The following is a 23,049-nucleotide window of genomic DNA, read 5'->3' on the forward strand; positions in this document are numbered from 1 at the left end:
GGCCTAAATACGTGAGGAGGGGTTCTATGGAGCTCGCTGATTCCCCGGACGAAGCCCGGTTCCGCGCAGAAGTCCGAGAATGGGCCGAGAAGGCAGTCGCAACCCTGCCCTGGCCGGAACCGGTGGATCTGGTCGACAAGGTCCCGTTCTGGCGCCAATGGCAGCGGTTGCTCTTCGACGCCGGCTACGGAGGAATGTCGTGGCCGAAGGAGTACGGCGGGCAGGCAGCCGACCCCATCCGCAAGGCCATCTTCACCGAGGAGATGGATCGCGTGGGCGCGCCGGAGCGCCTCAACACGATCGGCGAGGACTTCGCCGGTCCCACCATCATCGACTTCGGCACACCGGCCCAGAAGGAACGGTTTCTGCGCCCGATCCTCACCGGAGACGAGATCTGGTGCCAGTTGTTCTCCGAACCGGAGGCCGGGTCCGACCTCGCATCACTGCGCACCAAGGCCACGAAGGTCGACGGCGGATGGAAGATCAACGGGCAGAAGATCTGGACCAGCCGAGCTCACATCGCGGCTCATGCCATCCTGCTCGCGCGCACGGGCGGGGGACCACGTCACAAGGGCATCACCTTCTTCCTCGTCCCCATGGACAGCGAGGGAATCACGGTTCGGCCGCTCGCCCATATGCTCGGTGAGGCCGAGTTCAACGAGGTCTTTCTCGACGACGTGTTCATCCCCGACGATCTCGTCGTCGGCGACGTCGACGGCGGGTGGAAGGTGGCCATGGGCACGCTCGCCTACGAGCGAGTGGCGATCGCCACCGGCCGGGTCAACACCAAACGGGCCGTCGACGACATCATCGGCGACATCGCGGAGATGACCGACGAGTCGGGCCGCCCGCTCGGTGCGGATCCGGTGATCCGGCAGAAGGTCGCGGACCTCTACGGCCGCGCGCTCGTGCACTATCTCATCGGCCAGCGCGTGATCACCCTGGCGGCGAACGACGGCCCACCCGGTCCGGTGACATCGATCGGCAAGCTGTTCTTCTGCCCGCTCGTCGAAGAACTGGTGGATTTCCGGCTGTCCCTCGAGCCCGCCGGCGGCCAGTTCGCGCTCGACGACGAGGAGCAGCGAACGTCGCGCTGGCTCCGGCTGGCGTATCAGGCGCGCGGCACCGCCATCGCCGGTGGTTCCACCTTCATCCAGCGCAACATCGTCGCCGAGCGCATGCTCGAGATGCCGAGGAGCTGACCATGTCCGACTACACGTGGGTCCCCACCGCCGACTACGTCGACAACGCCAACGTCACGCGGCTCGCCCGCGCGCACGGCCTCGGCGGTCTGGACGAGTTGCGTGCCCGTTCCGTCGCCGACGTGCGGTGGTACTGGGATGCGGTGGTCCGTGATCTCGAGCTGCCGTTCCAGGTGCCGTATCGCGACGTGCTCGACACCTCACGCGGCATCGAGCATCCCGACTGGTTCGTCGGCGGACGGACGAACGTCGTCGATGCGTGCCTGCGTCGCTGGGCCGCCGATCCGGTGGCCGCCGATCGGCTCGCCGTCGTGCACGAGGCGGAGGACGGCACTGTCCGCACGCTGACGTATCGCGAGTTGGAGGCGGAGGTGGAGCGTGCGGCCGCCGGACTGCGGGAGCTGGGAGTGGGCCGGGGCGACGCTGTCGCCCTGTTCCTGCCGATGATTCCGGAGGCCGTCGTGTCGGTGTACGCGGTCGCCCGGCTCGGTGCGGTTCTCGTGCCGCTGTTCTCGGGGTTTGCGCCCAGCGCGATCGCGTCCCGCATTCAGGATGCGGATGCGAAAGTGGTGGTCGTCGCGGACGGCACCGTACGCCGGGGCAAGTCGGTCGCGATGAAGCCGGCCCTCGACGAGGCCCTGAGGACCTGCCCCACGGTGGAGTCGGTGGTCGTGGTCGACAACCTCGGCGCCGGAGCAGGATCGGGTGAGCACGAGATTTCCTGGACCGGACTGCTCGCGAGCCGTGATGCGGGTCCGATCGAGGCGATGGACGCCTCCGAGCCGTTCGCGCTGGCCTACACGTCCGGCACGACCGGCAAGCCCAAGGGCGCCGTTCACACCCACGCCGGGTTCCTGGTGAAGACGGCGAGCGAAGTGGCGTACTCGTTCGATCTGAAGCCGGGCGGGGTGTTCTGCTGGATCACCGACATGGGCTGGATCATGGGTCCGTTGTCGATCGTCGGCACGCATGCCAACGGGGGGACGCTGCTGCTGTACGAGGGCTCACCGGACATACCGGACCGGGACCGGCTGTGGCGGCTGACCGAACGGCATCGGGTGACGATGCTCGGAGTCTCGCCGACGCTCATCCGGACGCTGCGCGGGCAGGGAAGCGATGTCGCCGCGCGGTACGACCTGTCCTCGGTGCACACGATCGGCTCGACCGGAGAGCCGTGGGACCCGGACTCGTACGAGTGGCTCGCACGCGAGGTGTTCGGTGGCCGCGTCCCGATCATCAACTTCTCCGGCGGTACCGAGGTCGGCGGATCGTTCCTCGCACCGTATCCGGTGCAGCCGATCCGTAGCTGCTCGCTGGGCGGTCCGTCGCTGGGCATGGACGTCGACGTCGTCGACGATGCTGGCCGTCCGCTGCGCGGTGAACAGGGCGAGCTGGTGTGCCGGCAGCCGTGGCCGTCGATGACCCGCGGGGTCTGGAAGGACGAGGAGCGGTACCTCGAGGCGTACTGGTCGACGTTCCCCGGTATGTGGCGGCACGGAGACTATGCGCTTGTCGACAGCGACGGGCAGTGGTACATCCGGGGCCGGTCCGACGACGTCATGAACGTGGCCGGCAAACGCCTGGCTCCGGCGGAAGTCGAGGCGGTCCTGACCGCGCACCCGGCCGTGTCGGAGGCCGCGGCGGTCGGTGTCCCGGACCCGAAGAAGGGGGAAACGGTCTGGGCGTTCTGGGTGCCCCGCGCGGATGCGGACGGGACGGACATCTCGGGGGAGCTGGCCGCCAGTGTGGCCGCAGAGCTGGGTAAGCCGTTTGCGCCCACCGTGGTTCATCGGGTGTCGCGTCTGCCGAAGACGCGGTCGGCGAAGATCTTGCGCCGCGCGGTGCGAGCGGCGGCGTTGGGCACCGATCCCGGTGACCTGTCCGGTGCCGAGAACCCGGAGGCGGTGGAGGAGATCCGCGCCGTGGTGACCGGCGCCGAGCCGGGCGCCGTACGGACGTAGGCAACACGATGGCCGCCCATACCGAAGTGGTATGGGCGGCCATCGTTTCTGTCCGGTGAGGGGACGCCCGCGAGCCTGGACGGGGGCGTCGCTCAGGACTCCTGGTCCAGTGGAATGTCGGTTCGCTCTTCGAACTCCCGGATCGACTCGGCGTACGAGTGGACGTGGCGGCTCATGCGACGGACCGCAGCATCGGGGTCGCGGTCTCGGATCGCTCTGGTGACCGAACGATGCGCCTTCACGGTGATCTCGCGGACCTTCTCGTCGATGAAGCCCTCGTTCTCGGTGGCAGCGTAGATGGCACGGGACAGCGAGATCATCAGACCCGACAGCAGTTCGTTGTGGCTCGCGCTGGCGACGGCGATGTGCCAGTCGACGTTGGCCTGGAGGAACGCGTCGAGCTTGTCGCCGGCGGCCGCGATGTCCTCGTTCGCGGCGTCGAGCCGCGCGAGATCCTCGTCGGTCCGATGACGGGCGGCCAGTTGCGCGCAGAACGGTTCGATCGCCTCACGCGTTTCGAGCAGCGCACCCAGGCGGATCTGGCGTCCTCGGATGAGCAGCGCCACGGTGTCGGCCATCGACTGCTCGCCGGGTCGCTGGACGAAGGCACCCCCGGCGCGTCCCGCCTTGATCCGTACCAGGCCCTGTACCTCGAGGATGCGCAGAGCCTCGCGCACCGTGGTCCGGCTCATCTTCGTCTGGACGACGAGTTCGCGTTCCGGGGGAAGCGGGGTCCCTTCGATGTATTCGCCGCTGAGGATGCGTTCGCGCAGCTCGTTGGCAAGAACATCCGACGCCTTGGGAACCTCCATCGGAGTCAGCTGGATGGAGGAACGTCCGGTCCGGGTCGTACTCGGTGCGGCTGGTGACATGACTCCCCACCCTCTCTGGTCTAACGGTCAGACCTAATATACCATCGAATCGTCGCTGCATTCATCTTGCAGGGTATTCCCCGACTCATCGAGAGGACCAGTTCCATGCGTTGGGAGCTGTCAGAAGAGCAGGAAATGTTCACCGAAGCCCTCGGCGGCTGGCTCGAGCGATTCGCGGCACCCGCGAACGTGCGGAAGTGGGGCGAAGCGGGTGAACCTGCAGAGTTCGAACGCAGGTTCGTGGAAGAGGGATGGTTCTCGGCCGGCCTGCCGGAGGACATGGGCGGACAGGGCGGCGGTCTGCTCGAGCTCGCGCTGACCGCCGAGGCGCTGGGCCGGTATGCCGCACCGGCGAGCGCGTGGACCGCCTCGGTGCTCGCGGCCCCTCTGTTGCCGCCTGATGTCGCCGACGCGGCACTCACCGGTGGCGAATTCGCTTCCCTGGCAGTCGATTCCAGTCGCCCACTCGGGCTCCGCGATGCCGTGCGCGTCGACGAGCGAGGGGTGCTGACCGGTCGCGTGTCCGCCGTGCTCGGCGCCGAACGGGCCGCCCGGCTCGTCGTCCCCGCCGACGACGGCGACGGAACGGCCCTCTACCTCGTCCGGGTCGCAGACCCGGGCGTCACTGTCACGCCGCGGCGCTTCCTCGATCCGTCCCGGGGCGCGGCCGACCTCCGGTTCGAGAACGTCGTCGCGCAGCGCCTCGACGTCGACGCGCCGGCCGCGCTGGCCGACGCGGGATTGCGCGCCGCCGTGCTCGTCTCCGCGGACGCGCTCGGCGCGATGGAGCGGATGCTGCACTTGGCGGTGGACTACAGCCGAACACGCCACCAGTTCGGTGTGCCGATCGGTTCCTTCCAGGCGATGAAGCACGCTGCCGCAACGATTCTCGTGTCCGTGGAGGCTGCTCGGTCCATCGCCTACTATGCCGCGGCCTCGGTGGATCTCGGTCTCGAGGAGTGTGCGATGCATGCGGCGATTGCGAAGGCTCAGGTGACCCGGAGCGCGGTCCAGGCCGCCGACAGCGCGCTGGTGATGCACGGCGCCATCGGCTACACGTGGGAGCACGACCTGCAGCTGTTCTACAAGCGCACCAAGCTCGACGAGAAGCTGTTCGGAAGCCCGGAGGTGTGGAACGAGCGTCTCGCTCGGGACCTACCTCTTCTGCCGGCGGCCGGCTGACCTACCGTTGACTAAATGGTCTGTCCTTTAGTAACTTAATGCCAAACGGTAGCGACGACGACGGGACTGTGTTGTGGACTTCGATCTGACCGAGGATCAGGCAACGATCCGAGATGCGGTACGAGAACTCGCCGGCAAGTTCGACGAGCAGTACTGGGTGGAGAAGGATGCCGCCCACGAATTCCCCACGGAGTTCTACGACGCGTTCGCCAAGGGCGGCTGGCTGGGCATCACCACCCCCGAGGAGTACGGCGGACACGGCCTGGGCATCACCGAGGCCTCGATCCTGCTGCAGGAGGTCGCCGCGTCCGGCGCCGGTATGAACGGCGCCAGCTCGATGCACCTGTCGATCTTCGGCATGCACCCGGTGATCGTGCACGGCTCCGAGGAACTCAAGCAGCGCACCCTGCCGCGGATCGTCAACGGAGACCTGCACGTGTGCTTCGGGGTCACCGAGCCCGGCGCGGGCCTGGACACCACCAAGATCACCACCTTCGCGCGGCGCGACGGCGACAAGTACATCGTCAACGGACGCAAGGTGTGGATCTCGAAGGCGATGGAGTCGGAGAAGATTCTCCTGCTCACCCGCACCACCAAGTTCGAGGACGTGACGAAGAAGACCGACGGTCTCACGCTCTTCCTCACCGACCTGGACCGCTCGAAGGTCGAGATCCGCCCCATCAAGAAGATGGGCCGCAACGCCGTCACCTCCAACGAGTTGTTCATCGACGGCCTCGAGATCCCCGTCGAGGATCGGGTCGGCGAGGAGGGCAAGGGCTTCAAGTACATCCTCGACGGGCTCAACCCGGAACGGATGCTCGTCGCCTCCGAGGCCCTCGGCATCGGCCGTGCCGCCCTGCACCGCGCCACCCAGTACGCCACCGACCGTGAGGTGTTCGGCCGCCCGATCGGCATGAACCAGGGCATCCAGTTCCCCCTCGCGGATTCCCTCGCCCACCTCGACGCCGCCGAGCTCGTCCTGCGCAAGGCGACCTGGCTCTACGACAACGGCCGCCCCTGTGCACGCGAGGCCAACATGGCCAAGTACCTGTGCGCCGACGCCGGCTTCCAGGCCGCCGACCGTGCCCTGCAGACCCATGGCGGCATGGGCTACTCGGAGGAATACCACGTCGCGCGCTACTTCCGTGAGGCGCGCCTGACCCGCATCGCACCGCTGAGCCAGGAAATGGTTCTCAACTACCTCGGCGAGCACGTGCTCGGCCTTCCCAGGAGCTACTGATGTTCGAACTCACCGGAAGATCCGCCCTCGTGACCGGCGCGGGCAGCGGCATCGGCGCCTCCGTGGCGCACGCCTACGCCGCCGCCGGCGCTGCCGTCCTCGTCACCGATGTCAACGAAGACGCGGCCGCCGCCGTCGCCGCGGAGATCATTGCCGCCGGCGGTACCGCCAAATCCGCCGTGCTCGACGTCCGCAACGTCGCGCAGGCCGCCGCGGCGGCGGAACAGGCCGCCGCACTCGGTGGCGGCGTCGTCAACATCCTGGTCAACAACGCCGGGGCCATCGCACCGGCGATGTTCCCGAATCTCGAGGAAGACGACTTCCGCCGCATCGTCGACATCCACCTCGTCGGCAGCTACGTGTGCAGTAAAGCCGTACTGCCCTATCTGCCGGAGGACGGCACCGGGCGCATCATCAACGTCACCTCCGCCGCCGGCCTGCAGGGCACCATCGGCCAGGCCAACTACGGGGCGGCCAAGGCGGGCATCATCGGCCTGACCAAGTCGCTGGCCCGCGAGCTCGCCCGCAAGCAGGTCACCGTCAATGCCATTGCGCCCCTTGCGGCCACGCCGATGACCGAGAACATCCGCAGCAACGACAAGCTCGCGGCCAAGACCCTCGAGCGTGTCGCGCTGAGGCGCTGGGCCGAGCCGAACGAGATCTCGGCCAGCTTCGTGTTCTTCGCCTCCGACGGCGCCTCGTACATCACGGGCCAGGTGTTGCCCGTCGACGGTGGAACGGTGATCTGATGACCAACGCAACCAACCCGTTCCAGCGCTCCGCGCGCGAGGTGATCATCGCCGAAGCGGCTCGCACCCCCATGGGCCGATCCCACGCCGAACGCGGGTGGTTCCGCGATACGCATCCGAACGAGATGCTCGGCGCGGTCTACACGGATCTGATCCGCCGCAGTGGTCTGGCCCCGGCGGCGGTGGAGGACCTCATCGTCGGTTGCACCGCGCCCTTCGGTGAGCAGTCCCGCAACATCGGCCGCAACGCATGGCTGCAGGCCGGATACCCGCCCGAGGTGCCGGCCGTCGTCCTCGACCGCCGTTGCGGCTCCGCGCAGACCGCGGTCGAGATGGGTGCCGCCCTCGTCGGGTCCGGCACGCACGACCTCGTCATCGCCGGCGGCGTCGAGCACATGGGCCACGTGCCGATCAACTCCCCGGCCAAGATCTCCGAGCTCTACGGCGATCCGTGGCCGGCCGAGCTGCGGGAGAAGTACGACTTCGTGCACCAGGGCGAGAGCGCCGAGCTCATCGCCGACCGGTGGGGCATCACCCGGCAGGAGATGGACGAATTCGCCGTCCGATCTCATCGTCTGGCGACCGAGGCCATCGAGGCCGGGCGGTTCGACGAAGAGATGATCCCCCTCGAGCTCGACGGCGAGTTCCGCAGGACCGATCAGACCGTCCGGCCCGGCACGAGCCTGGACACCCTGGCCGGTTTGAGGACCGCGTTCCGGGAGAACGGCCGGATCACCGCCGGCAGTTCGTCGCCGATCTCGGACGGCGCGGCCGGTGTCCTGCTCGCGTCCCGGGACGCGGTCGATACCCACGGTCTGCGCGCCCGCGCCCGGATCCTCGACCAGACCACGGTCGGAGTCGACCCGATCATCATGCTCACCGGTCCGATTCCGGCAACGCAGAAGCTGCTCGACCGCAACGGGATGACGATCGACGACATCGACCTCTTCGAGATCAACGAGGCGTTCAGTTCCGTGGTCCTGGCCTGGGAGCGCGAGCTCAAGCCCGACATGGACCGGGTCAACGTCAACGGCGGCGCGATCGCGCTCGGGCACCCGGTCGGTGCCACCGGCGCCCGTCTCATCGCGACGATCGTCGCCGAACTCGAACGTCGCGACGCCGAAATCGGGCTGGTCACCATGTGCTGCGGTGGCGGACTCGGAACCGCCACCCTGATTCAACGGATCGACTGATGATCGACCTCACGCCCCACGTCCGGGCCGGCGACGGAATCTGGTGGAGCCAGACGAGCGCGGAACCCACCCCGCTCGTCCACGCCCTGCTCGACCAGCTCCCGTCGATCGGCGCGGTCCGGGCGTTCGTGGGACTGACCTGGGACCGCCGACTCACCGAGCAGACCCCGGACGAATTGTCCGTCGTCTCCTACGGTGGGCTCGGTGAACTGCGCCGGCTCAGCCAACGGGACCGGCTCGAGGTCGTGCCCTGCCACTACGCGGCGTTGCCCCGGCTGTTCGCCGAGCACCGCCTGCCGTGCGACATCGGGTTCGTGCAGGTCGCTCCTCCCGACGCCGACGGCAACTGCTCGCTCGGCGTCGGCGTCGACTACGTCGCCGACGCACTCGAGCACACCCCCGTCCTGATCGCCGAGATCAATCAGCGCATGCCGAGAACCCACGGTGCACCCGCGATCCCGCTGTCGCGGTTCGCGGCGGTCGTCGAGACCGACCGGCCGCTCCTCGAAGCGCCCGACCGTGAGCCCGCCGCCGTCGAGACGGCGATCGCCCGGCACGTCGCCGGCCTCGTCGAGGATGGTGACACCATCCAGGTCGGCGTGGGCACGCTGCCCTCGGCGGTGCTGGCGGCTCTGGAAGGACATCGGGACCTCGGCCTGCACTCCGGCATGATCTCCGATGCGGTGCTGCGGCTGATCGACAAGGGCGTGCTGACCGGTGCGCGCAAACAGATCGACGTCGGACGCCACGTCACCGGGGCGGCGCTGGGCACGGCCACCCTGTACGAGCGTCTGCCGCACCTGCCGGTGGAATTCCGTCCCGCCAGCTATACCCATGCGCCGCAGGTGCTCTCGCAGCTGACCGCGCTCGTGTCGATCAACTCCGCCATCGAGGTCGACCTCACCGGGCAGGTGGGGGCGGAGCAGGCCGGAGTCGCCTACGTCGGCGCGGTCGGCGGCCAGGTGGACTTCTCCCGGGCCGCGGCCCTGACCGGTGGACGCTCGATCATCGCGCTGCGGTCCACCGCGCGCGGCCGCTCGTCGATCAAGCCGGCCCTCGAGTTCGGCTCCGTCACCACGGCGCGCGCCGACGTGGACTACGTCGTCACCGAGCACGGCGTCGCCGAACTGCGGGGCTGTTCGCTCGCGGAACGGGCCCGACGAATGATCGCGGTCGCAGCCCCGCAGCATCGTGAGCAGCTGGACATCGCACTGACCGAGCACGACCTTGCTTCGTAGCGGAGCGAGCGGAAACGAGGAGTGAACGCCATGACGCGTCCCCAACGGGTACAGATCCGAGAAGTCGGTCCGCGCGACGGCTTCCAGAACGAGCCGGAGACCATCCCGACCGACGACAAGGTGCGGCTGATCAACGCCCTCGGGCGCGCCGGCCTGAAGCGGATCGAGGTCGCCAGTTTCGTGCGGCCCGATGTCATCCCGCAGCTGTCGGACGGGGTGGAGGTGCTCAGCCGCATCGACGTGCCCGACGACGTGAGGCTGATGGTCCTCGTGCCGAACAGCAAGGGCCTGGACAACGCGCTGAAGGTTCGCGACACCTTCCACGAGGTCGCGATCTTCGTCAGCGCGTCCGAAACCCACAACAAGAAGAACGTCAACCGCACCGTCGACGAAACCATGGCGGACAACGACATCATGGCTCGCCGGATCGTCGCCGAGGGCCTGCACTGCGCCGCGGTCATCGCGACGTCGTTCGGATGCCCCTTCGAGGGCAAGGTGGAGTTGAAGCGGGTGTTGGACCTGGCGGAGCGATTCGCCGAATCCGGAGCCACGGAGATCGGCTTCGGTGACACTACCGGCATGTGCAATCCGGCCTATGCCTCGGAGTTCTTCGCCGCGGCCATCGAACGTCTGCCCGGCGTCGAGGTCACCGCGCACTTCCACAACACCCGCGGCCAGGGCCTCGCGAACGCGTTCGCCGCGCTCGAGGCGGGATGCGCGAGCTTCGAGTCGAGCTTCGGTGAACTGGGCGGCTGCCCCGTCCCGGTGGGGTCGACCGGCAACATCGCCACCGAGGACCTGGTGAGCATGTTCCACGAAATGGGTGTGGACACCGGCCTCGACCTCGACCTGGTCATCGACGCCGCTCGCGAGGCTCAGCAGGTGCTGGGCCGCAAGCTCACCAGCCACTCGATCGTGGCCGGCCCGATCCAGTGGGCCGCGGGCGTGCGCTGACGCCCTCGTCCCCGGTACGACTTCGACATCAGAACCGACAACACGGAGTGAAATCATGAGCAATCGAGTCGCATTCGTCACGGGCGGCGCGCAGGGCATCGGCAAGGGAATCTCCGATGCGCTGGGTGCCGCGGGCTTCCGCGTCGCGGTCGCCGACCTCAACCTCGAGGCCGCGGAGGAGACCGCGGCCGCCATCCGCGAGGCCGGAGGCCAGGCAATGGCCGTTCCGGTCGACGTGACGGACACCGAGTCCGTGCAGGCGGCGGTCAAGCAGGTCGCCGAGCAGTTCGGCCCCGTCGAGATCGTCGTCAACAACGCCGGGTGGGACGACTTCATGCCGTTCGTGAAGACCGACGAGGCGTTCTGGGACCGGATTCTCGAGATCAACTTCAAGGGCCAGCTGCGAGTCGTCCAGGCGACCCTGCCGGGCATGGTCGAGCAGGGCTGGGGGCGCGTCATCAACATCGGTTCGGACGCCGGACGCGTCGGCTCGTCGCTCGAAGCGGTGTACTCGGGTGCCAAGGGCGGCATCATCGCGTTCACCAAGACCCTCGCGCGGGAGGTCGCCACGAAGGGCGTCACCGCCAACACGGTGTGCCCCGGTCCGACGGACACCCCGGCCCTGCGCAAGTTCGCCGACAACTCCGGCCAGGAAGCCGACAAGGTGATCGCCGGCATGACCCGCGCGGTGCCGATGAAGCGGCTCGGCAAGGCCACCGACATCGGCGCCGCCGTGGCGTTCTTCGCCTCCGACGAGGCGGAGTTCGTCACCGGCCAGACCTTGTCCGTCAGTGGTGGTCTGACGATGGCCTGACGGTCATCGGTCGGTTCTCACCCCGACAGCGCAGTCCGGAGCCTATCCGGCCGCGCTGTCGTGCGTCGCGGTCCGTTAACGATCGTTTGCAGGAGAGCTTATGATCGGTATATGACGAATAATTGCGATACAACGGATTTCGTGGAATGGACCTCGCTCGGCGAGTACGCGGACATTCGGTACGAGCACAGCGGCGACGGGATCGCAAAGATCACGATCTGCCGTCCGGAGGTGCGCAACGCGTTCCGGCCGCAGACGTTGATGGAGATCTCCGACGCGTTGGTCGATGCCCGGGAGGACTCCTCGATCGGTGTCATCGTGCTGACCGGGGAGGGGCCCGATGCATTCTGCTCGGGCGGGGATCAGCGGGTGCGTGGCGACACCGGCTACCTCACCGAGCCGGGCAAGGCCGGCGGCGTGGGGCGCTTCCACGTCACCGACCTGCAGATCCAGATCCGCCGACTGCCGAAGCCGGTGGTGGCCATGGTGGCCGGGTATGCGATTGGTGGCGGGCACATCCTGCATCTGGTGTGCGATCTGACGATCGCAGCGGACAACGCCCGCTTCGGCCAGGTGGGTCCCAAGGTCGGTTCCTTCGACGGCGGGTACGGCGCGGGTCTGCTCGCGGAGTTGGTCGGGGTGAAGAAGGCCAAGGAGATCTGGTTCCTGTGCCGCCAGTACGACGCGCAGCAGGCCCGGGAGATGGGGCTGGTCAACACCGTAGTCCCGTTGGCCGATCTCGAGCGCGAAACCGTCCAGTGGTGCCGCGAGATGCTCGAGCTCTCCCCCTTCGCGCTGCGCCTGATGAAGGCCAGCTTCAATGCGGCGGAGGACGGCATGGCCGGCATCCAGCAGCTCGCCCACGATGCGAATCTGCTGTTCTACTCCACGGAAGAGGCGAAGGAAGGGCGGGAGGCGTACAAGGCGAAGCGCCGGCCTGAGTTCGAGAAGTTCCCGCGTCGGCCCTGACCTTCCATTTCGGTCCAACAATTAGTATGGTTGGGTCATTGTTGGACCGAACAGGATGGTGTGCATGTCGGAAACCGCTACGCCCGCAGTCGCATGGAGTGACGTCGACGCCGGTGTCATGACGATCACGCTCCAGCGCCGGCCCGCGAACGCCCTGGGCCTGCCGATCATCGACGGCCTGAACGCGGCGCTGGACGCCGCCGATGCCGACGGTTCGGTGAAAGTGATCGTCGTCCGATCGGACATCCCCAGCTTCTTCGCTGCAGGGGCGGACATCAAGCACATGTCGTCAGTGGACGCGGAGTCGTTCACCGCCTACGGCGATCGGCTCCGCGGGGCGCTAGACCGGCTCGCGTCCGCCGACCGGATCACGATCGCCGCGGTGGACGGCCTCGCGCTCGGGGGCGGCCTCGAACTCGCAATGGCCTGCACCCTGCGGGTCGGCGGTGCGGACGCGAAGTTCGGGCTTCCCGAGGTCAAACTCGGCCTCATCCCTGGCGCCGGCGGTACCCAACGTCTCCCACGCCTCGTGGGCCGGGGCCGAGCGCTCGACATCATGCTGACCGCCCGCCAGATCTCCGCCGACGAGGCACACGCGATCGGGCTGATCGACCGGCTCGTCGACGCCGGCGGCGCGACGGACGCGGCGCTCGCCCTCGCGGCCGAGCTGTGCACGATGTCGCTGCCCGCGCAGCGCGCCGTCATCCGGACCGTCGACGCGTCCTTCGACACGCCGCTCGACGAGGGCTTCCGCTTCGAGGTCGCCCAGGAACAGGACCTGTTCGAGAGCGGGGAGGCGAAGGAGGGCATCACCGCGTTCCTCGAGAAGCGCACCCCGCGCTTCGCCTGAGCGCCGTGCCGTCCGGATCCGCCGGGCGCGGAGCGATCGCACTCGCACTGTCGCTGGTCTACCTGATCTGGGGGTCGATCTACCTCGCGATCCGCCTGGTGATCGAGGAGGTGCCGCCCCTCGGCTCGATGGGTGCGCGCTTCCTTCTCGCCGCCCTGCTGATGGCCGTGTTCCTCGCCGTCCGTGGCGGCTGGAGGCGGCTGCTCGTCACCCGGCGTGAGGCCGGCGGGGCCGCGTTCCTCGGGGTCCTGCTGCTCGCGTGTGGAAACGGCTTGACGTCGGTGGGCCAGTTGCACGGTGTGCCCTCCGGAGTGACGGCGCTTCTCGTCGCGATGGTGCCCGTGTGGATCTGCCTCTACCGTTCCGTGTCCGGCGACCGCCCGCGAGCTCTCGAACTGGCCGGCGTCGGGGTGGGCCTCGTCGGCCTGGCCGTGCTGGTGCTGCCGACCGGAAGTGAGCGTTCGAGCCTTCCGCTGGTCGGTGTGGCGGTCATCGTGCTGTCGAGTCTGTCGTGGTCGTTCGGCTCCTGGATCAAGCCGAGGCTCTGGTTGCCGCAGGACGTGTACGTGGGCGCGACGTATCAACTCCTGGCGGCCGGTGCGGCGATGATGCTGGCGTCGGTGGTTACCCGCGAGCGCTTCGGAGGTGAGATCGGACTGCGGGCCTGGGGCGCGTTCGGCTACCTCGTGGTCTTCGGCTCGGTCGTCGGATTCACCGCGTACGCGTGGCTGCTGCACCATGCACCGCTTCCGCTGGTGGCCACCCACACGTACGTGAACCCCGTGGTGGCCGTCGCCCTCGGATCCGTCGTCCTGTCCGAGCCGGTCACTCCTGCGCTGGTCGTCGGTGGCGTCGTGGTCCTGGTGTCCGTCGTGTTGGTGGTGAGTGCGCAGGCTCGGTCCCGGCGTGGGCGCGCTGCCGACCGCTCGGGGGAGACGAGCATGGTCCGCGACTGAGCTGGAGCATTCCGGGTGTTCTGGGAAGCTTCCCTGAACAACGCGAAGGTATTATTATCGGACCAAATTCGGGAAGGTGCAGCAATGACGCAGAACGGCACGAAACGCTCGTTCACGGGTCCGCTGTCGGGTCTGAAGGTGGTCGAAATCGGTTCGATCGGCCCGGGGCCGTTCTGCGCCATGCTGCTGGCCGATCTCGGTGCGGACGTGGTGCGGGTCGACCGCGCCACCGGCGCAGGGTTGGTCGGGCCGAATGCAGAGTTCCGCACCGAACTGCTGCACCGGGGACGTCGTTCGCTTGCCGTCGATCTCAAGCACCCGGACGGAGCGGAGGTGGTGCTGTCGCTCGTAGCGGACGCCGACGTGCTGATCGAGGGCTTCCGCCCCGGCGTCACCGAGCGGCTCGGGATCGGACCGGACGACTGTGCCCAGCGCAATCCGCGGCTGATCTACGGTCGCATGACGGGCTTCGGGCAGGACGGCCCTCTCGCGCAGCACGTCGGTCACGACATCAACTACGTGGCACTCAGTGGTGTCCTGTCGCTGATCGGACGCCACGGTCACCCGCCCACCCCGCCGCTCAGCCTGATCGGTGACTTCGGCGGTGGCGGAATGCTTCTCGCCATGGGAGTGCTGTCTGCACTCTACGAGAGGCAACGTTCGGGCACCGGGCAGGTGATCGACGCCTCGATGGTGGAAGGAGCCGCCCTCCTTGCGACGCCGTTCTTCGGCTTCACACAGAGCGGGTCGTGGAACCGTGAACGCGGCACGAACCTCGTCGACAGCGGCGCACCCTTCTACGACGCCTACGAGACCGCCGACGGCAAATGGCTCTCGGTCGGCGCGCTCGAACCGCACTTCTACGCCGACCTCGTAGCCCTGCTGGGCCTGCCCGACGATCTGCCGGATCAGAACGACCGCGCGCAATGGCCGCAGATGAAGAAGGTCTTCGCCGACGCCGTACGGGGCCGCGCCCTCGCGGAGTGGCTCGACGCGGCCGAAGGACACACGCCGTGCATCGCGCCCGTCCTCGACGTCGACGAGGCACCGTCGCATCCCCACCATGTCGCCCGCGGGACCTTCGTCGAGGTCGACGGACTCGTCCAACCGGCCCCCGCGCCCCGATTCAGCCGGACGGCGGCGGCAGTGGACCGCCGTCCGCCGACTCCGGGGGAGCACACCACCGAGATCCTGACCGACTGGGGAATCGACCCCGACCGCACCGACCAATGGCTGCGCTCGGGCGCGGTACGACACGCCCCCGCCGAAGCCTGACCGATCACACGAACTCACGGCGCCCACCTGGAACCGCCGGACCGAAGAAGGAGTGAACCCGTGACCGAGCCCACGACATGGGAAACGTTCACGCTCGAGCGACCCGAACCCGGGATCGCCGTCGTGACGCTGAACCGTCCCGAACGAATGAACTCGATGACGAACACGATGTTCGTCGAACTCGAGAAAGTGGCGTTGCACCTCGACCACGAGGACGACCTGCGGGTCGTGATCCTCACCGGAGCCGGCAAGGCATTCTGCGGCGGGTTCGATCTCGACGACGCCGAAGGGCTGTCGTCGTTGACGCCGATGGGGATGCTCGATCAGCAGGAGCTGGCGGCGCGGGCGCTCTCGGCGATCCGCAGCATCCGCGTTCCGGTGATCGCGGCGGTCAACGGCGCGGCGGCCGGTGGAGGACTGTCCCTGTCCCTGGCTGCCGACATCCGGATCGGCTCGCCGGCCGCGCGGTTCAACGCGGCGTTCGTGCGAATCGGCCTCTCGGCTGGGGACCTGGGCGCCTCCTGGCACCTCACCCGGCTGATCGGCCCGGCGCGGGCCGCGGAGTTCGCCTACACGGGCCGATTCATCGAGGCCGTCGAGGCGGAGTCGCTCGGGCTGCTGAACGCGGTGGTTCCCGCCGAGTCGCTGCTCGACGAGGCGCTCGTGATGGCGCGCCTCATCTGCGCGAACTCGCCTGCCGGCGTGCAGCTATCGAAACGCGCACTGCACGCGAACATGGAGGTGTCGTCCTACGCCGCGGCGCTCGAACTGGAGAACCGTGGCCAGGCGCTGCTCACCCGTGGTGAGGACATGCCCGAAGCGCTGGCCGCGTTCAAGGACAAGCGCAGCCCGAAGTTCACGGGCCGGTGATCGACATGACGCAGATGGACACGCGGGAAAATACGTCCGTGCTGAGCAACTACGAGCCACCCCGGCTGGAGACCCTCACCCTCGAGGTGCTCGAGGGCAAGATCGCCGTTCTCACGATCAACCGGCCCGACCGGATGAACTCGATGGTCGTGAAGATGTTCGAAGAGTTCAACACGGCCGCCTACGCATTGCGCGACACCGACGCGCGGGCACTGATCATCCGCGGTGCGGGCGAGCGGGCGTTCTGCGCCGGGTTCGACCTGGACGAGATCAGTGTGATCACCGAAATGGGCGTGCGCGAGTTCCTGAAATTCCAGGAGACCGCGACCGGAGGCCTTGCTGCGCTGCGGCATCTGCCGTTCCCGGTCATCGCGGCGATCCACGGCGCTGCCTCCGGCGGCGGTATGTCGCTCGCCCTCGCCGCCGACATCCGGCTCGTCGCCCCGACCGCGAAATTCAACGCGGCCTTCGTCAAGGTGGGGTTGTCCGTCGGGGAACTCGGCACCTCCTGGCAACTGACCCGCCTTGTCGGGCCGGGCCGGGCGGCGGAGATCGCGTACACGGCGCGCTTCGTCGGCGCCGAGGAGGCGGTCCGGATCGGGCTGGCCAACCGCGTGGTGCCGAGCGAGAACCTCTTCGACGAAGCCGTCGCACTGGCCGAGACGATCGCGACGAATTCTCCCGGCGGGATCCGGATGTCGAAGCGCGCGTTGCAGCGGAACCAGGAGGTGACCTCGTACGCGGCGGCGCTCGAGTTGGAGAACCGGGGGCAGGCGCTACTGACCCGATGCGCTGACATGCCGGAAGCGCTGGCCGCATTCAAGGAGAAGCGCGCTCCGCGTTTCACCGGGGCGTAGACGTCGACGAACGACTGCGTGCAGCGATCGGGGCCGGGCGGCGCGGCCGGCGGCACAATCTGATGGAGGCGAGAATATGACCTGGGAATGGACTCCCGACACCCTCGGCGCGCTGGAACGATTTCTGCGTGAGCGGGGTATCACAGATGGACCGCTGACGACGTCGCGTATCGGTGACGGGCATTCCAATCTGACGTTCCTGGTGTCCGACGGGGTACGTCGGGTGATCGTCCGTCGACCGCCCCCGCCGCCCGTCCCGCCGGGTGCTCACGACATGCTGCGGGAGGCTCGGCTCGTCGGTGCACTCGCCGGCAGCGGCGTGCCGGTGGCGGCCGTTCTTGCCGTCGGTCAGACGGGCGACGTGCTCGACGTCCCGTTCTACGTGATGGATTACGTCGCCGGTCCGGTGGTCACCACCGAGACCCCGGCCGCGCTGAGCGCGCCGGCCGACCGTCGCCGGATCGGTGAGGCGCTGATCGACACCCTCGCGGCACTGCACGCGGTCGACTGGCGGGCCGCCGGCCTCGGTGACCTCGGCCGGCCGGACGGTTTCAACGAGCGTCATCTGCGCCGCATGGGCCGGTTGGTGGCTGCCGAGGACGGGACGCCGCCGCCGGAGTTCGCGGAGATCGATGCGTGGCTCGCCGCCCACGTTCCCGCCGAGTCCGGTGCGGCGATCATCCACAACGACTACCGCATCGGCAACGTCATCCTCGCTTCTGACCCGCCGGGACGTATTGCGGCGGTGCTGGACTGGGAGCTCGCGACGATCGGCGACCCGCTGTTCGATCTGGGGTATTTCCTTGCGTCGTATCCCGTCGAGGGGGAGGAACGCACGCCGACCGAAGATCTCGGTGTCGCGGTCCTCGAGGAGGGGTATCCGACCCGCGACGAACTGGCCCAGCGGTATGCGGCTGCCACCGGCGCGGACCTGTCGAACCTCGACTGGTACACGGCACTGGCCCTGTGGAAGCTGGCGGTGCTGTACGAGTACGGGCGGCGCCGGGCCGTGGCCGGCGTCGGGGATCAGTACTACCGCGACGGCGCCCTGGTGCGTGCCTTTCTCGACGCCGCGCACCGGGCGGCGGGGCTGACGGTAGCCGGGGTCTGATCGGGCCGGTACCAGCCGGGCTCCGACCCGGTGGCCCCTACCCGACGCCCGCGATCTCACGCCAGCGAGCGTGCGCTGCCGGCGTCCACTCGGTACGCAGGTCGCGCAGTCGCTTCGCCGCCCGCAGTCCGGCCCAGTCCGGCAGCAGGACCTCGGGCAGTCGGGGGTCCAGGTAGGGCATCCGGCGCAGGGAATCGGCCAGCTGCAGGTGGGTGATGAGCAACTCGTCGTCCGAGGCGAATCCGCGCACGTCGAACCGGGCGAGCAGCTCGTCGTAAACCTTCTCGGCCTCGTCGAGATCCCAGGACCGCCGCACGAGTTCGGCCTCGGTGATGCCCGGCTGGCCGATTGGGCCGACGAAGGTGACCGTGTTGTCGGTCAACCCCAGCGACTCGATCGTCCTGGCGGCCTCCGCGGCGCGATCGACGTGGGGGGTCACCCAGACCCCGGGGGTCGGGTTTCCGAAGCCGGCCCACCGCAATGCCGCATACAGTTTCTTGCGGCTCGAGCGGTGAGATTCGGGAACCGGGACGTTGATCACCAGCCAACGGCCGTCCCACTGGGTGACGTCGACATCGGGGGGAAAGACACGCATGTCGCCTTCGGCGAACAGTCGGTGCGCTTCGTCGGTCAGGTGCCACAACGTCTCCCGACCGACCCGCTCGGCGGCGATCAACCCGGACGATCCCGTGCGGGCCAGAGCCTGCCGTGCCGCGGGCTCACCGAATCCAAGTCCCTTCAGGACGTGGAGCAGTGCCGCGGTACGAACCGGTCGACCGTATGGTTCGACCAACTCGCCGAGCACCGTCACAAGCACGGATCGGGCGCTGCGGGTGGGGGTTGCGTCCTTGTCGGACGCGGATCCGATGTCGGGATCAATCATGGGTCCATCGTCGCGCAGGCGGTCGGAGCAACGCCACACCGGACCCCGGCGGGGCGGGGGCGGCGGGATGTCGCACATCAGTCCGCACCGTCGACACCCCAGTCGCGCAAGACGGCGTCGGTGTCCGCGCCGGGCACGCGAGGTGCCGAGTACGTGGCCGGCGCCGCGTTCGCGAAGCGTGGCGATGCCGCCGGCTGACGCTGTCCGAACGATTCGACGACTGTCCCGCGTGCGGCGATGTGCGGGTGCGCCGCGACCTCGTCCAGGGCGAGCACCGGCGTGAAACACGCGTCGAGGGGGGCGAAGTGCTCCACCCATTCGTCGCGATCGCGTCCGCGGAAGATCTCGGCGAACCGAGTGCGCACCGTAGGCCAGGCCGTGCGATCGTATTGATCGGGAAGGTGTGCCGGGTCGAGTCCGAGGCCCGTGAGCAGGTGCGCGTAGAACGCCGGCTCGACCGCGCCGACTGCGACGTACCGCCCGTCGGCACATTCGTAGGTGTCGTAGAACGGGGCCGCGCCGTCGACGACGTTGGTTCCCCGGTCGGCGGACCATAGGCCGTTTTCGGTCAGCGTCCAGTACATCGTCATCAGCGTGCTGACGCCGTCGACCATCGCGACGTCGACGACGTCACCCTGCCCGGACCGCTCCCGCGCATAGAGGGCACCGAGGATGCCGGTGATCGCCAGCATCGAGCCTCCCCCCAGGTCGGCGACCAGGTTGAGCGGCGCCAGCGGGCGTTCGCCTTTCCGTCCGATCGCGTTCAACGCCCCGGTGAGGGCGAGGTAGTTGATGTCGTGCCCCGCGTAGGGGGCCAGCGGACCGTCCTGTCCCCATCCGGTGATCCGGGCGTAGACGAGTCGGGGATTGCGTGCTCGGCACACCTCGGGGCCGATGCCGAGGCGTTCCGCCGCGCCGGGGCGGTAGCCCTCGATGAGCACATCCGCATTGTCGACGAGGTCCAGCACGCGCTGCAGATCGTCGGGATCTTTCAGATCGGCGCGGACCGAGCGACGGTTGCGCAGGCCGGCGTCCTGCTCCACGGGCAGGAGTTGGCTCACCCCGCCGGGACGTTCGATCCGCACGACGTCCGCCCCGAGGTCGGCCAGCAGCATCGCGGCATGGGGGGAGGGGCCGATCCCGGCCAGCTCGACCACCCGCAGCCCGTCGAGTACACGCGTCATCTTCTACCTCCGAACGGCATCAATGTTTGACAACTCTGGATACTAACTACCAAATTAAGTATTATCTAGCTCGACGTCGCAGCGAAGCACCGACTTGTCGCTGTCGGCATCCATCGACGAATCCGAGGGCGAAACGTGAACAGACTCAGTCCAGAACTGATGGCGACGCTGCGCGCCGCGGCCGACGATCCGGTCACCTACGCGCAGACATGGAAGGCGACCCATGGCCGCAGCTTGATCGGTTCCTTCCCGATGAACTTTCCCTCCGAACTCGTGCACGCCGCCGGCGCCCTTCCGGTGCTCATCCAGGAGAACCGGACCCCGATCACCGAAGGCCGCAACCTGCTCGCCGAGTTCTACTGCGGATACACCCGCAGTGTCGCCGATCAGGCGGCGCTCGGTCAGCTCGACGTCTTCGACGCCTTCGTGGCGGCGGACCACTGCGTGCAATTGCTCGGCGCGGTGGACGTGATCCGATGGGCGCGACCCGAGAAACCTGTGCACTTCGCCCAGCTCACCAGCGCCATGGACGATACGTGGACAAGACCGCGGGTGGCGGGTCGCATCGGCGAACTCACCACCGAGATCGAAGCCGCCCTGGGTGTTTCGATCACTTCCGATACCTTGACCGCCAGCATTCGGATGTTCAACGCCAACCGGCGTCTGCTGCGCGAGTTCTATGAGCTGCGTCGCTCCGGCCGGCTCCGCATCACCGCAAGCGAAATGCAGGTGCTGGTGAAGTCGAGCATGGTGATGGACATCGTCGAACACACCGCTGCCCTCGAGCGCCTTCTCGACGCGATCGAGCCGGCTGCGGAAGCGCAGCCCGACGTGGTCAGGCTCTATCTGTCCGGCCACTTCTGCCACGCCCCGCGGCCCGAACTGCTGGACGTGATCGAGGAGACCGGGGTGATCGTGGTCGACGACGACCTGTACACCGGATACCGCTACATCTCCACCGATGTGCCCGAGAACGGTGATCCGTTCGAGGCGCTGTCGACCTGGTATCTGGAGCGAAACCTCAACGCCCCATGCCCCACCCGAGTGACCACTCAGGTCGACTGGGACCGATACCTGATCGACGAACTCGCTCGAAGCAACGCGAACGGCGTGATCGTGATGATGGCGAAGTTCTGCGAACCTCACATGCTCTACTACCCGGAACTGCGGAAAGCGCTGGAGAGTAACCGAACCCCCGTGCTCCTCATCGAAACCGAACACGAGGGCAATCCTGTGGAAACACTCCGGACCCGGGTCGAGACCTTTGTGGAGCGAATCCGCCGGCTCCCCGCGCCGGTGCTGTCCTGAAACCTGCTCGACCACCCGAGGGAGATCGTGATGACTGTTGCACAACCGCGCAAGGACAAGGCCCACCGTCTGTCCAGTACCCGCGTCGGCGGCAAGCTGGTCGCCGACTACTGGGAAAACATTTTCACCGCGAAGGAGCGCGGTAAGCACGTCGTCTGGTACAACGGCGCAGCGTTGAACCCGCTCTTCCAGGCGGCCGGCCTCGAATGGTGCCACGGTGAGGCGTTCGCTGCACGACTGGCCGCCCAGCATCTCGAGGGTCCGGCTCAGGCCGCCGGGGCCGAGTACGGCTACATCAACGAGCTGTGCTCGTACGCCCGCACGCACCTCGGCTGCGCCGTGCTGACGCATCAGAACAGCGGGCGGAGCGAGACCGGCGTCGTGGGCCTGACCGATCAGCAGGAGCTCGCGAGCAAGCTGCCCGCTCCGGACTTCTTCGTGAACGGATATGCCGGCTGCAGCACCGGACAGCAGTGGGACGCCATGACGTACCGAGTGTTCGACCGCAAGTTGCCTCTGTTCAACGTCTCGCTCCCGATGCTGTGGGGCAACAAACCCGACGCGGGATACATGCGCGGGGAGGAGTGGGTCGAGGTCGGCAAGTACGTCGAGGGCCAGCTCCGGGAGCTGGTCGACTTCCTGGAGTACCAGACCGGCCGGCCGTTCGACTGGGATGCGCTCAGCGAGAGCATGTCATACATCAAGCGAGCTTCGGAGTTGCGTCTCGAAGGTATGGAACTTTGCCGGCAGGCGCCGACCCCGGCGACCTACTGGGACTGGGTGGCGAGCATCGCGCCGATCAACTTCCTGCCTGGCAACCAGGATCTCGTGGACTACTTCGCCGGGGTGAAGACCGAGATCGAACAGCGGATCGCCGACGGTGTCAGCGCCGTGGAGAACGAGCGCTACCGGGTCTACTTCGACGGGATCATGAACTGGAACAAACTCGGATTCCTGACCAGGAAGTTCGCCGAGTACGACGTGGCCGTGGTGGCAGGCCGGTACACCCACGAATCCTTCTGGCAGGAACCACAACTCATCGACGTCGACAATCCGCTGCTCGGTATGGCGCAACACTACCTGCTCTGCCCGCTCAACCACGGGCTGAAGAACCTGCAGGAGCTGTTGTTGCGTCGTCTCGACGAATATGCGATCGACGGCATCGCCTTCCACTCCACCCGGACCTGCCGGGCGATGACCAACCCGCAGTCGATGCTCGCCCGGGCCGCCGAGACCGGGCGAGGAGTCAAGTCGTTCTTCTTCGAGGGGGACGTTGCCGACGCATCGTTCTACAACGACGAGTTGTTCGACAGCCGCCTCGAAGCGATGCTGGAGGCGATCGATGTGCAGCGGATGAGGTCCGCGGTCTAGCGCGATACCG

21 protein-coding genes are annotated in these 23,049 nt (G+C 67.8%); 18 read left to right on the forward strand and 3 right to left on the reverse strand.

Features of this window, described 5'->3' with window-relative positions; genetic code table 11:
• Positions 1–26: 26 nt before the first annotated feature.
• Together RR3_RS22420 and RR3_RS22425 are read left to right on the forward strand one after the other, a co-directional pair.
• Positions 27–1,202, forward strand: coding sequence for an acyl-CoA dehydrogenase family protein (locus RR3_RS22420; RefSeq protein WP_064065731.1), 1,176 nt, complete (start codon positions 27–29; stop codon positions 1,200–1,202).
• A 2-nt stretch (positions 1,203–1,204) separates the two neighbouring features.
• Positions 1,205–3,163 carry an AMP-binding protein gene (locus RR3_RS22425; RefSeq protein WP_064065732.1) on the forward strand — a complete coding sequence of 653 codons (1,959 nt, stop codon included), beginning with the start codon at positions 1,205–1,207 and terminating at the stop codon, positions 3,161–3,163.
• Between the two features lie 92 nt (positions 3,164–3,255).
• Here the strand turns inward: RR3_RS22425 and RR3_RS22430 are convergent, their stop codons facing one another.
• Positions 3,256–3,975 carry a FadR/GntR family transcriptional regulator gene (locus tag RR3_RS22430; protein ID WP_064065733.1) on the reverse strand — a complete coding sequence of 240 codons (720 nt, stop codon included), beginning with the start codon at positions 3,973–3,975 and terminating at the stop codon, positions 3,256–3,258.
• Between the two features lie 165 nt (positions 3,976–4,140).
• On the opposite strand from RR3_RS22430, the gene RR3_RS22435 reads away from it, so the two are divergent.
• From RR3_RS22435 to RR3_RS22500, 14 genes are all read left to right on the forward strand, one after another.
• Positions 4,141–5,217, forward strand: coding sequence for an acyl-CoA dehydrogenase family protein (locus tag RR3_RS22435; RefSeq protein ID WP_064065734.1), 1,077 nt, complete (start codon positions 4,141–4,143; stop codon positions 5,215–5,217).
• A gap of 73 nt (positions 5,218–5,290) precedes the next feature.
• The gene (locus RR3_RS22440; RefSeq protein WP_064065735.1) at positions 5,291–6,457 is read left to right on the forward strand and encodes an acyl-CoA dehydrogenase family protein; all 1,167 of its coding nucleotides are present in this window, start codon (positions 5,291–5,293) and stop codon (positions 6,455–6,457) included.
• Positions 6,457–7,206 carry an SDR family NAD(P)-dependent oxidoreductase gene (locus RR3_RS22445; protein WP_064065736.1) on the forward strand — a complete coding sequence of 250 codons (750 nt, stop codon included), beginning with the start codon at positions 6,457–6,459 and terminating at the stop codon, positions 7,204–7,206. The genes RR3_RS22440 and RR3_RS22445 overlap by 1 nt, the downstream gene beginning before the upstream one ends.
• Positions 7,206–8,399 (forward strand): thiolase family protein, encoded by a 1,194-nt coding sequence (locus RR3_RS22450; protein ID WP_064065737.1) that lies wholly within the window; start codon positions 7,206–7,208, stop codon positions 8,397–8,399. Before RR3_RS22445 ends, RR3_RS22450 begins: the two co-directional genes overlap by 1 nt.
• Positions 8,399–9,637, forward strand: a complete 1,239-nt coding sequence (locus RR3_RS22455) for an acetyl-CoA hydrolase/transferase family protein (RefSeq protein WP_064065738.1) — start codon at positions 8,399–8,401, stop codon at positions 9,635–9,637. The genes RR3_RS22450 and RR3_RS22455 overlap by 1 nt, the downstream gene beginning before the upstream one ends.
• A 30-nt stretch (positions 9,638–9,667) precedes the next feature.
• Positions 9,668–10,591: a hydroxymethylglutaryl-CoA lyase gene (locus tag RR3_RS22460; protein WP_064065739.1), complete on the forward strand. Its 924-nt coding sequence runs from the start codon at positions 9,668–9,670 to the stop codon at positions 10,589–10,591.
• A 55-nt stretch (positions 10,592–10,646) separates the two neighbouring features.
• Positions 10,647–11,405 carry an SDR family NAD(P)-dependent oxidoreductase gene (locus RR3_RS22465; RefSeq protein WP_010593376.1) on the forward strand — a complete coding sequence of 253 codons (759 nt, stop codon included), beginning with the start codon at positions 10,647–10,649 and terminating at the stop codon, positions 11,403–11,405.
• Between the two features lie 111 nt (positions 11,406–11,516).
• Positions 11,517–12,374 (forward strand): 1,4-dihydroxy-2-naphthoyl-CoA synthase, encoded by an 858-nt coding sequence (gene menB, locus RR3_RS22470; RefSeq protein WP_029539943.1) that lies wholly within the window; start codon positions 11,517–11,519, stop codon positions 12,372–12,374.
• A gap of 64 nt (positions 12,375–12,438) precedes the next feature.
• Positions 12,439–13,224: an enoyl-CoA hydratase-related protein gene (locus tag RR3_RS22475; RefSeq protein ID WP_010593374.1), complete on the forward strand. Its 786-nt coding sequence runs from the start codon at positions 12,439–12,441 to the stop codon at positions 13,222–13,224.
• 5 nt (positions 13,225–13,229) lie between these two features.
• Complete coding sequence (locus tag RR3_RS22480) at positions 13,230–14,180, forward strand: EamA family transporter (protein WP_010593373.1); 951 nt, start codon at positions 13,230–13,232, stop codon at positions 14,178–14,180.
• An 84-nt stretch (positions 14,181–14,264) separates the two neighbouring features.
• Positions 14,265–15,455: a CaiB/BaiF CoA transferase family protein gene (locus RR3_RS22485; protein WP_064065740.1), complete on the forward strand. Its 1,191-nt coding sequence runs from the start codon at positions 14,265–14,267 to the stop codon at positions 15,453–15,455.
• 60 nt (positions 15,456–15,515) lie between these two features.
• Positions 15,516–16,325 (forward strand): enoyl-CoA hydratase/isomerase family protein, encoded by an 810-nt coding sequence (locus RR3_RS22490; RefSeq protein ID WP_064065741.1) that lies wholly within the window; start codon positions 15,516–15,518, stop codon positions 16,323–16,325.
• A 5-nt stretch (positions 16,326–16,330) separates the two neighbouring features.
• Positions 16,331–17,182 (forward strand): enoyl-CoA hydratase/isomerase family protein, encoded by an 852-nt coding sequence (locus RR3_RS22495; RefSeq protein ID WP_051009371.1) that lies wholly within the window; start codon positions 16,331–16,333, stop codon positions 17,180–17,182.
• Positions 17,183–17,258: 76 nt separating this feature from the next.
• Positions 17,259–18,293 carry a phosphotransferase family protein gene (locus RR3_RS22500; RefSeq protein WP_010593369.1) on the forward strand — a complete coding sequence of 345 codons (1,035 nt, stop codon included), beginning with the start codon at positions 17,259–17,261 and terminating at the stop codon, positions 18,291–18,293.
• A 37-nt stretch (positions 18,294–18,330) separates the two neighbouring features.
• Here the strand turns inward: RR3_RS22500 and RR3_RS22505 are convergent, their stop codons facing one another.
• Both RR3_RS22505 and RR3_RS22510 read right to left on the reverse strand, forming a co-directional pair.
• Complete coding sequence (locus tag RR3_RS22505) at positions 18,331–19,176, reverse strand: PaaX family transcriptional regulator (RefSeq protein WP_010593368.1); 846 nt, start codon at positions 19,174–19,176, stop codon at positions 18,331–18,333.
• A 77-nt stretch (positions 19,177–19,253) separates the two neighbouring features.
• On the reverse strand, positions 19,254–20,360 hold the full coding sequence (locus tag RR3_RS22510) for a CaiB/BaiF CoA transferase family protein (RefSeq protein ID WP_010593367.1): 1,107 nt from the start codon (positions 20,358–20,360) through the stop codon (positions 19,254–19,256).
• Positions 20,361–20,519: 159 nt separating this feature from the next.
• On the opposite strand from RR3_RS22510, the gene RR3_RS22515 reads away from it, so the two are divergent.
• Complete coding sequence (locus RR3_RS22515) at positions 20,520–21,668, forward strand: 2-hydroxyacyl-CoA dehydratase subunit D (RefSeq protein ID WP_010593366.1); 1,149 nt, start codon at positions 20,520–20,522, stop codon at positions 21,666–21,668.
• A gap of 30 nt (positions 21,669–21,698) precedes the next feature.
• A complete protein-coding gene (locus RR3_RS22520) occupies positions 21,699–23,039 on the forward strand; it encodes a 2-hydroxyacyl-CoA dehydratase subunit D (protein ID WP_010593365.1) in 1,341 nt (446 codons plus the stop codon).
• Positions 23,040–23,049: the final 10 nt, after the last annotated feature.

The organism is Rhodococcus ruber NBRC 15591 (assembly GCF_001894945.1).
Taxonomy (GTDB): domain Bacteria; phylum Actinomycetota; class Actinomycetes; order Mycobacteriales; family Mycobacteriaceae; genus Rhodococcus; species Rhodococcus ruber.

Coding starts and splice junctions, on each gene's coding strand:
- RR3_RS22420 (WP_064065731.1), top strand. CDS start 27: ATGGAGCTCGCTGATTCCCCGGACGAAGCCCGGTTCCGCGCAGAAGTC.
- RR3_RS22425 (WP_064065732.1), top strand. CDS start 1,205: ATGTCCGACTACACGTGGGTCCCCACCGCCGACTACGTCGACAACGCC.
- RR3_RS22430 (WP_064065733.1), bottom strand. CDS start 3,975: ATGGAGGTTCCCAAGGCGTCGGATGTTCTTGCCAACGAGCTGCGCGAA.
- RR3_RS22435 (WP_064065734.1), top strand. CDS start 4,141: ATGCGTTGGGAGCTGTCAGAAGAGCAGGAAATGTTCACCGAAGCCCTC.
- RR3_RS22445 (WP_064065736.1), top strand. CDS start 6,457: ATGTTCGAACTCACCGGAAGATCCGCCCTCGTGACCGGCGCGGGCAGC.
- RR3_RS22450 (WP_064065737.1), top strand. CDS start 7,206: ATGACCAACGCAACCAACCCGTTCCAGCGCTCCGCGCGCGAGGTGATC.
- RR3_RS22455 (WP_064065738.1), top strand. CDS start 8,399: ATGATCGACCTCACGCCCCACGTCCGGGCCGGCGACGGAATCTGGTGG.
- RR3_RS22460 (WP_064065739.1), top strand. CDS start 9,668: ATGACGCGTCCCCAACGGGTACAGATCCGAGAAGTCGGTCCGCGCGAC.
- RR3_RS22465 (WP_010593376.1), top strand. CDS start 10,647: ATGAGCAATCGAGTCGCATTCGTCACGGGCGGCGCGCAGGGCATCGGC.
- menB (WP_029539943.1), top strand. CDS start 11,517: ATGACGAATAATTGCGATACAACGGATTTCGTGGAATGGACCTCGCTC.
- RR3_RS22475 (WP_010593374.1), top strand. CDS start 12,439: ATGTCGGAAACCGCTACGCCCGCAGTCGCATGGAGTGACGTCGACGCC.
- RR3_RS22485 (WP_064065740.1), top strand. CDS start 14,265: ATGACGCAGAACGGCACGAAACGCTCGTTCACGGGTCCGCTGTCGGGT.
- RR3_RS22495 (WP_051009371.1), top strand. CDS start 16,331: ATGACGCAGATGGACACGCGGGAAAATACGTCCGTGCTGAGCAACTAC.
- RR3_RS22500 (WP_010593369.1), top strand. CDS start 17,259: ATGACCTGGGAATGGACTCCCGACACCCTCGGCGCGCTGGAACGATTT.
- RR3_RS22505 (WP_010593368.1), bottom strand. CDS start 19,176: ATGATTGATCCCGACATCGGATCCGCGTCCGACAAGGACGCAACCCCC.
- RR3_RS22510 (WP_010593367.1), bottom strand. CDS start 20,360: ATGACGCGTGTACTCGACGGGCTGCGGGTGGTCGAGCTGGCCGGGATC.
- RR3_RS22515 (WP_010593366.1), top strand. CDS start 20,520: ATGGCGACGCTGCGCGCCGCGGCCGACGATCCGGTCACCTACGCGCAG.
- RR3_RS22520 (WP_010593365.1), top strand. CDS start 21,699: ATGACTGTTGCACAACCGCGCAAGGACAAGGCCCACCGTCTGTCCAGT.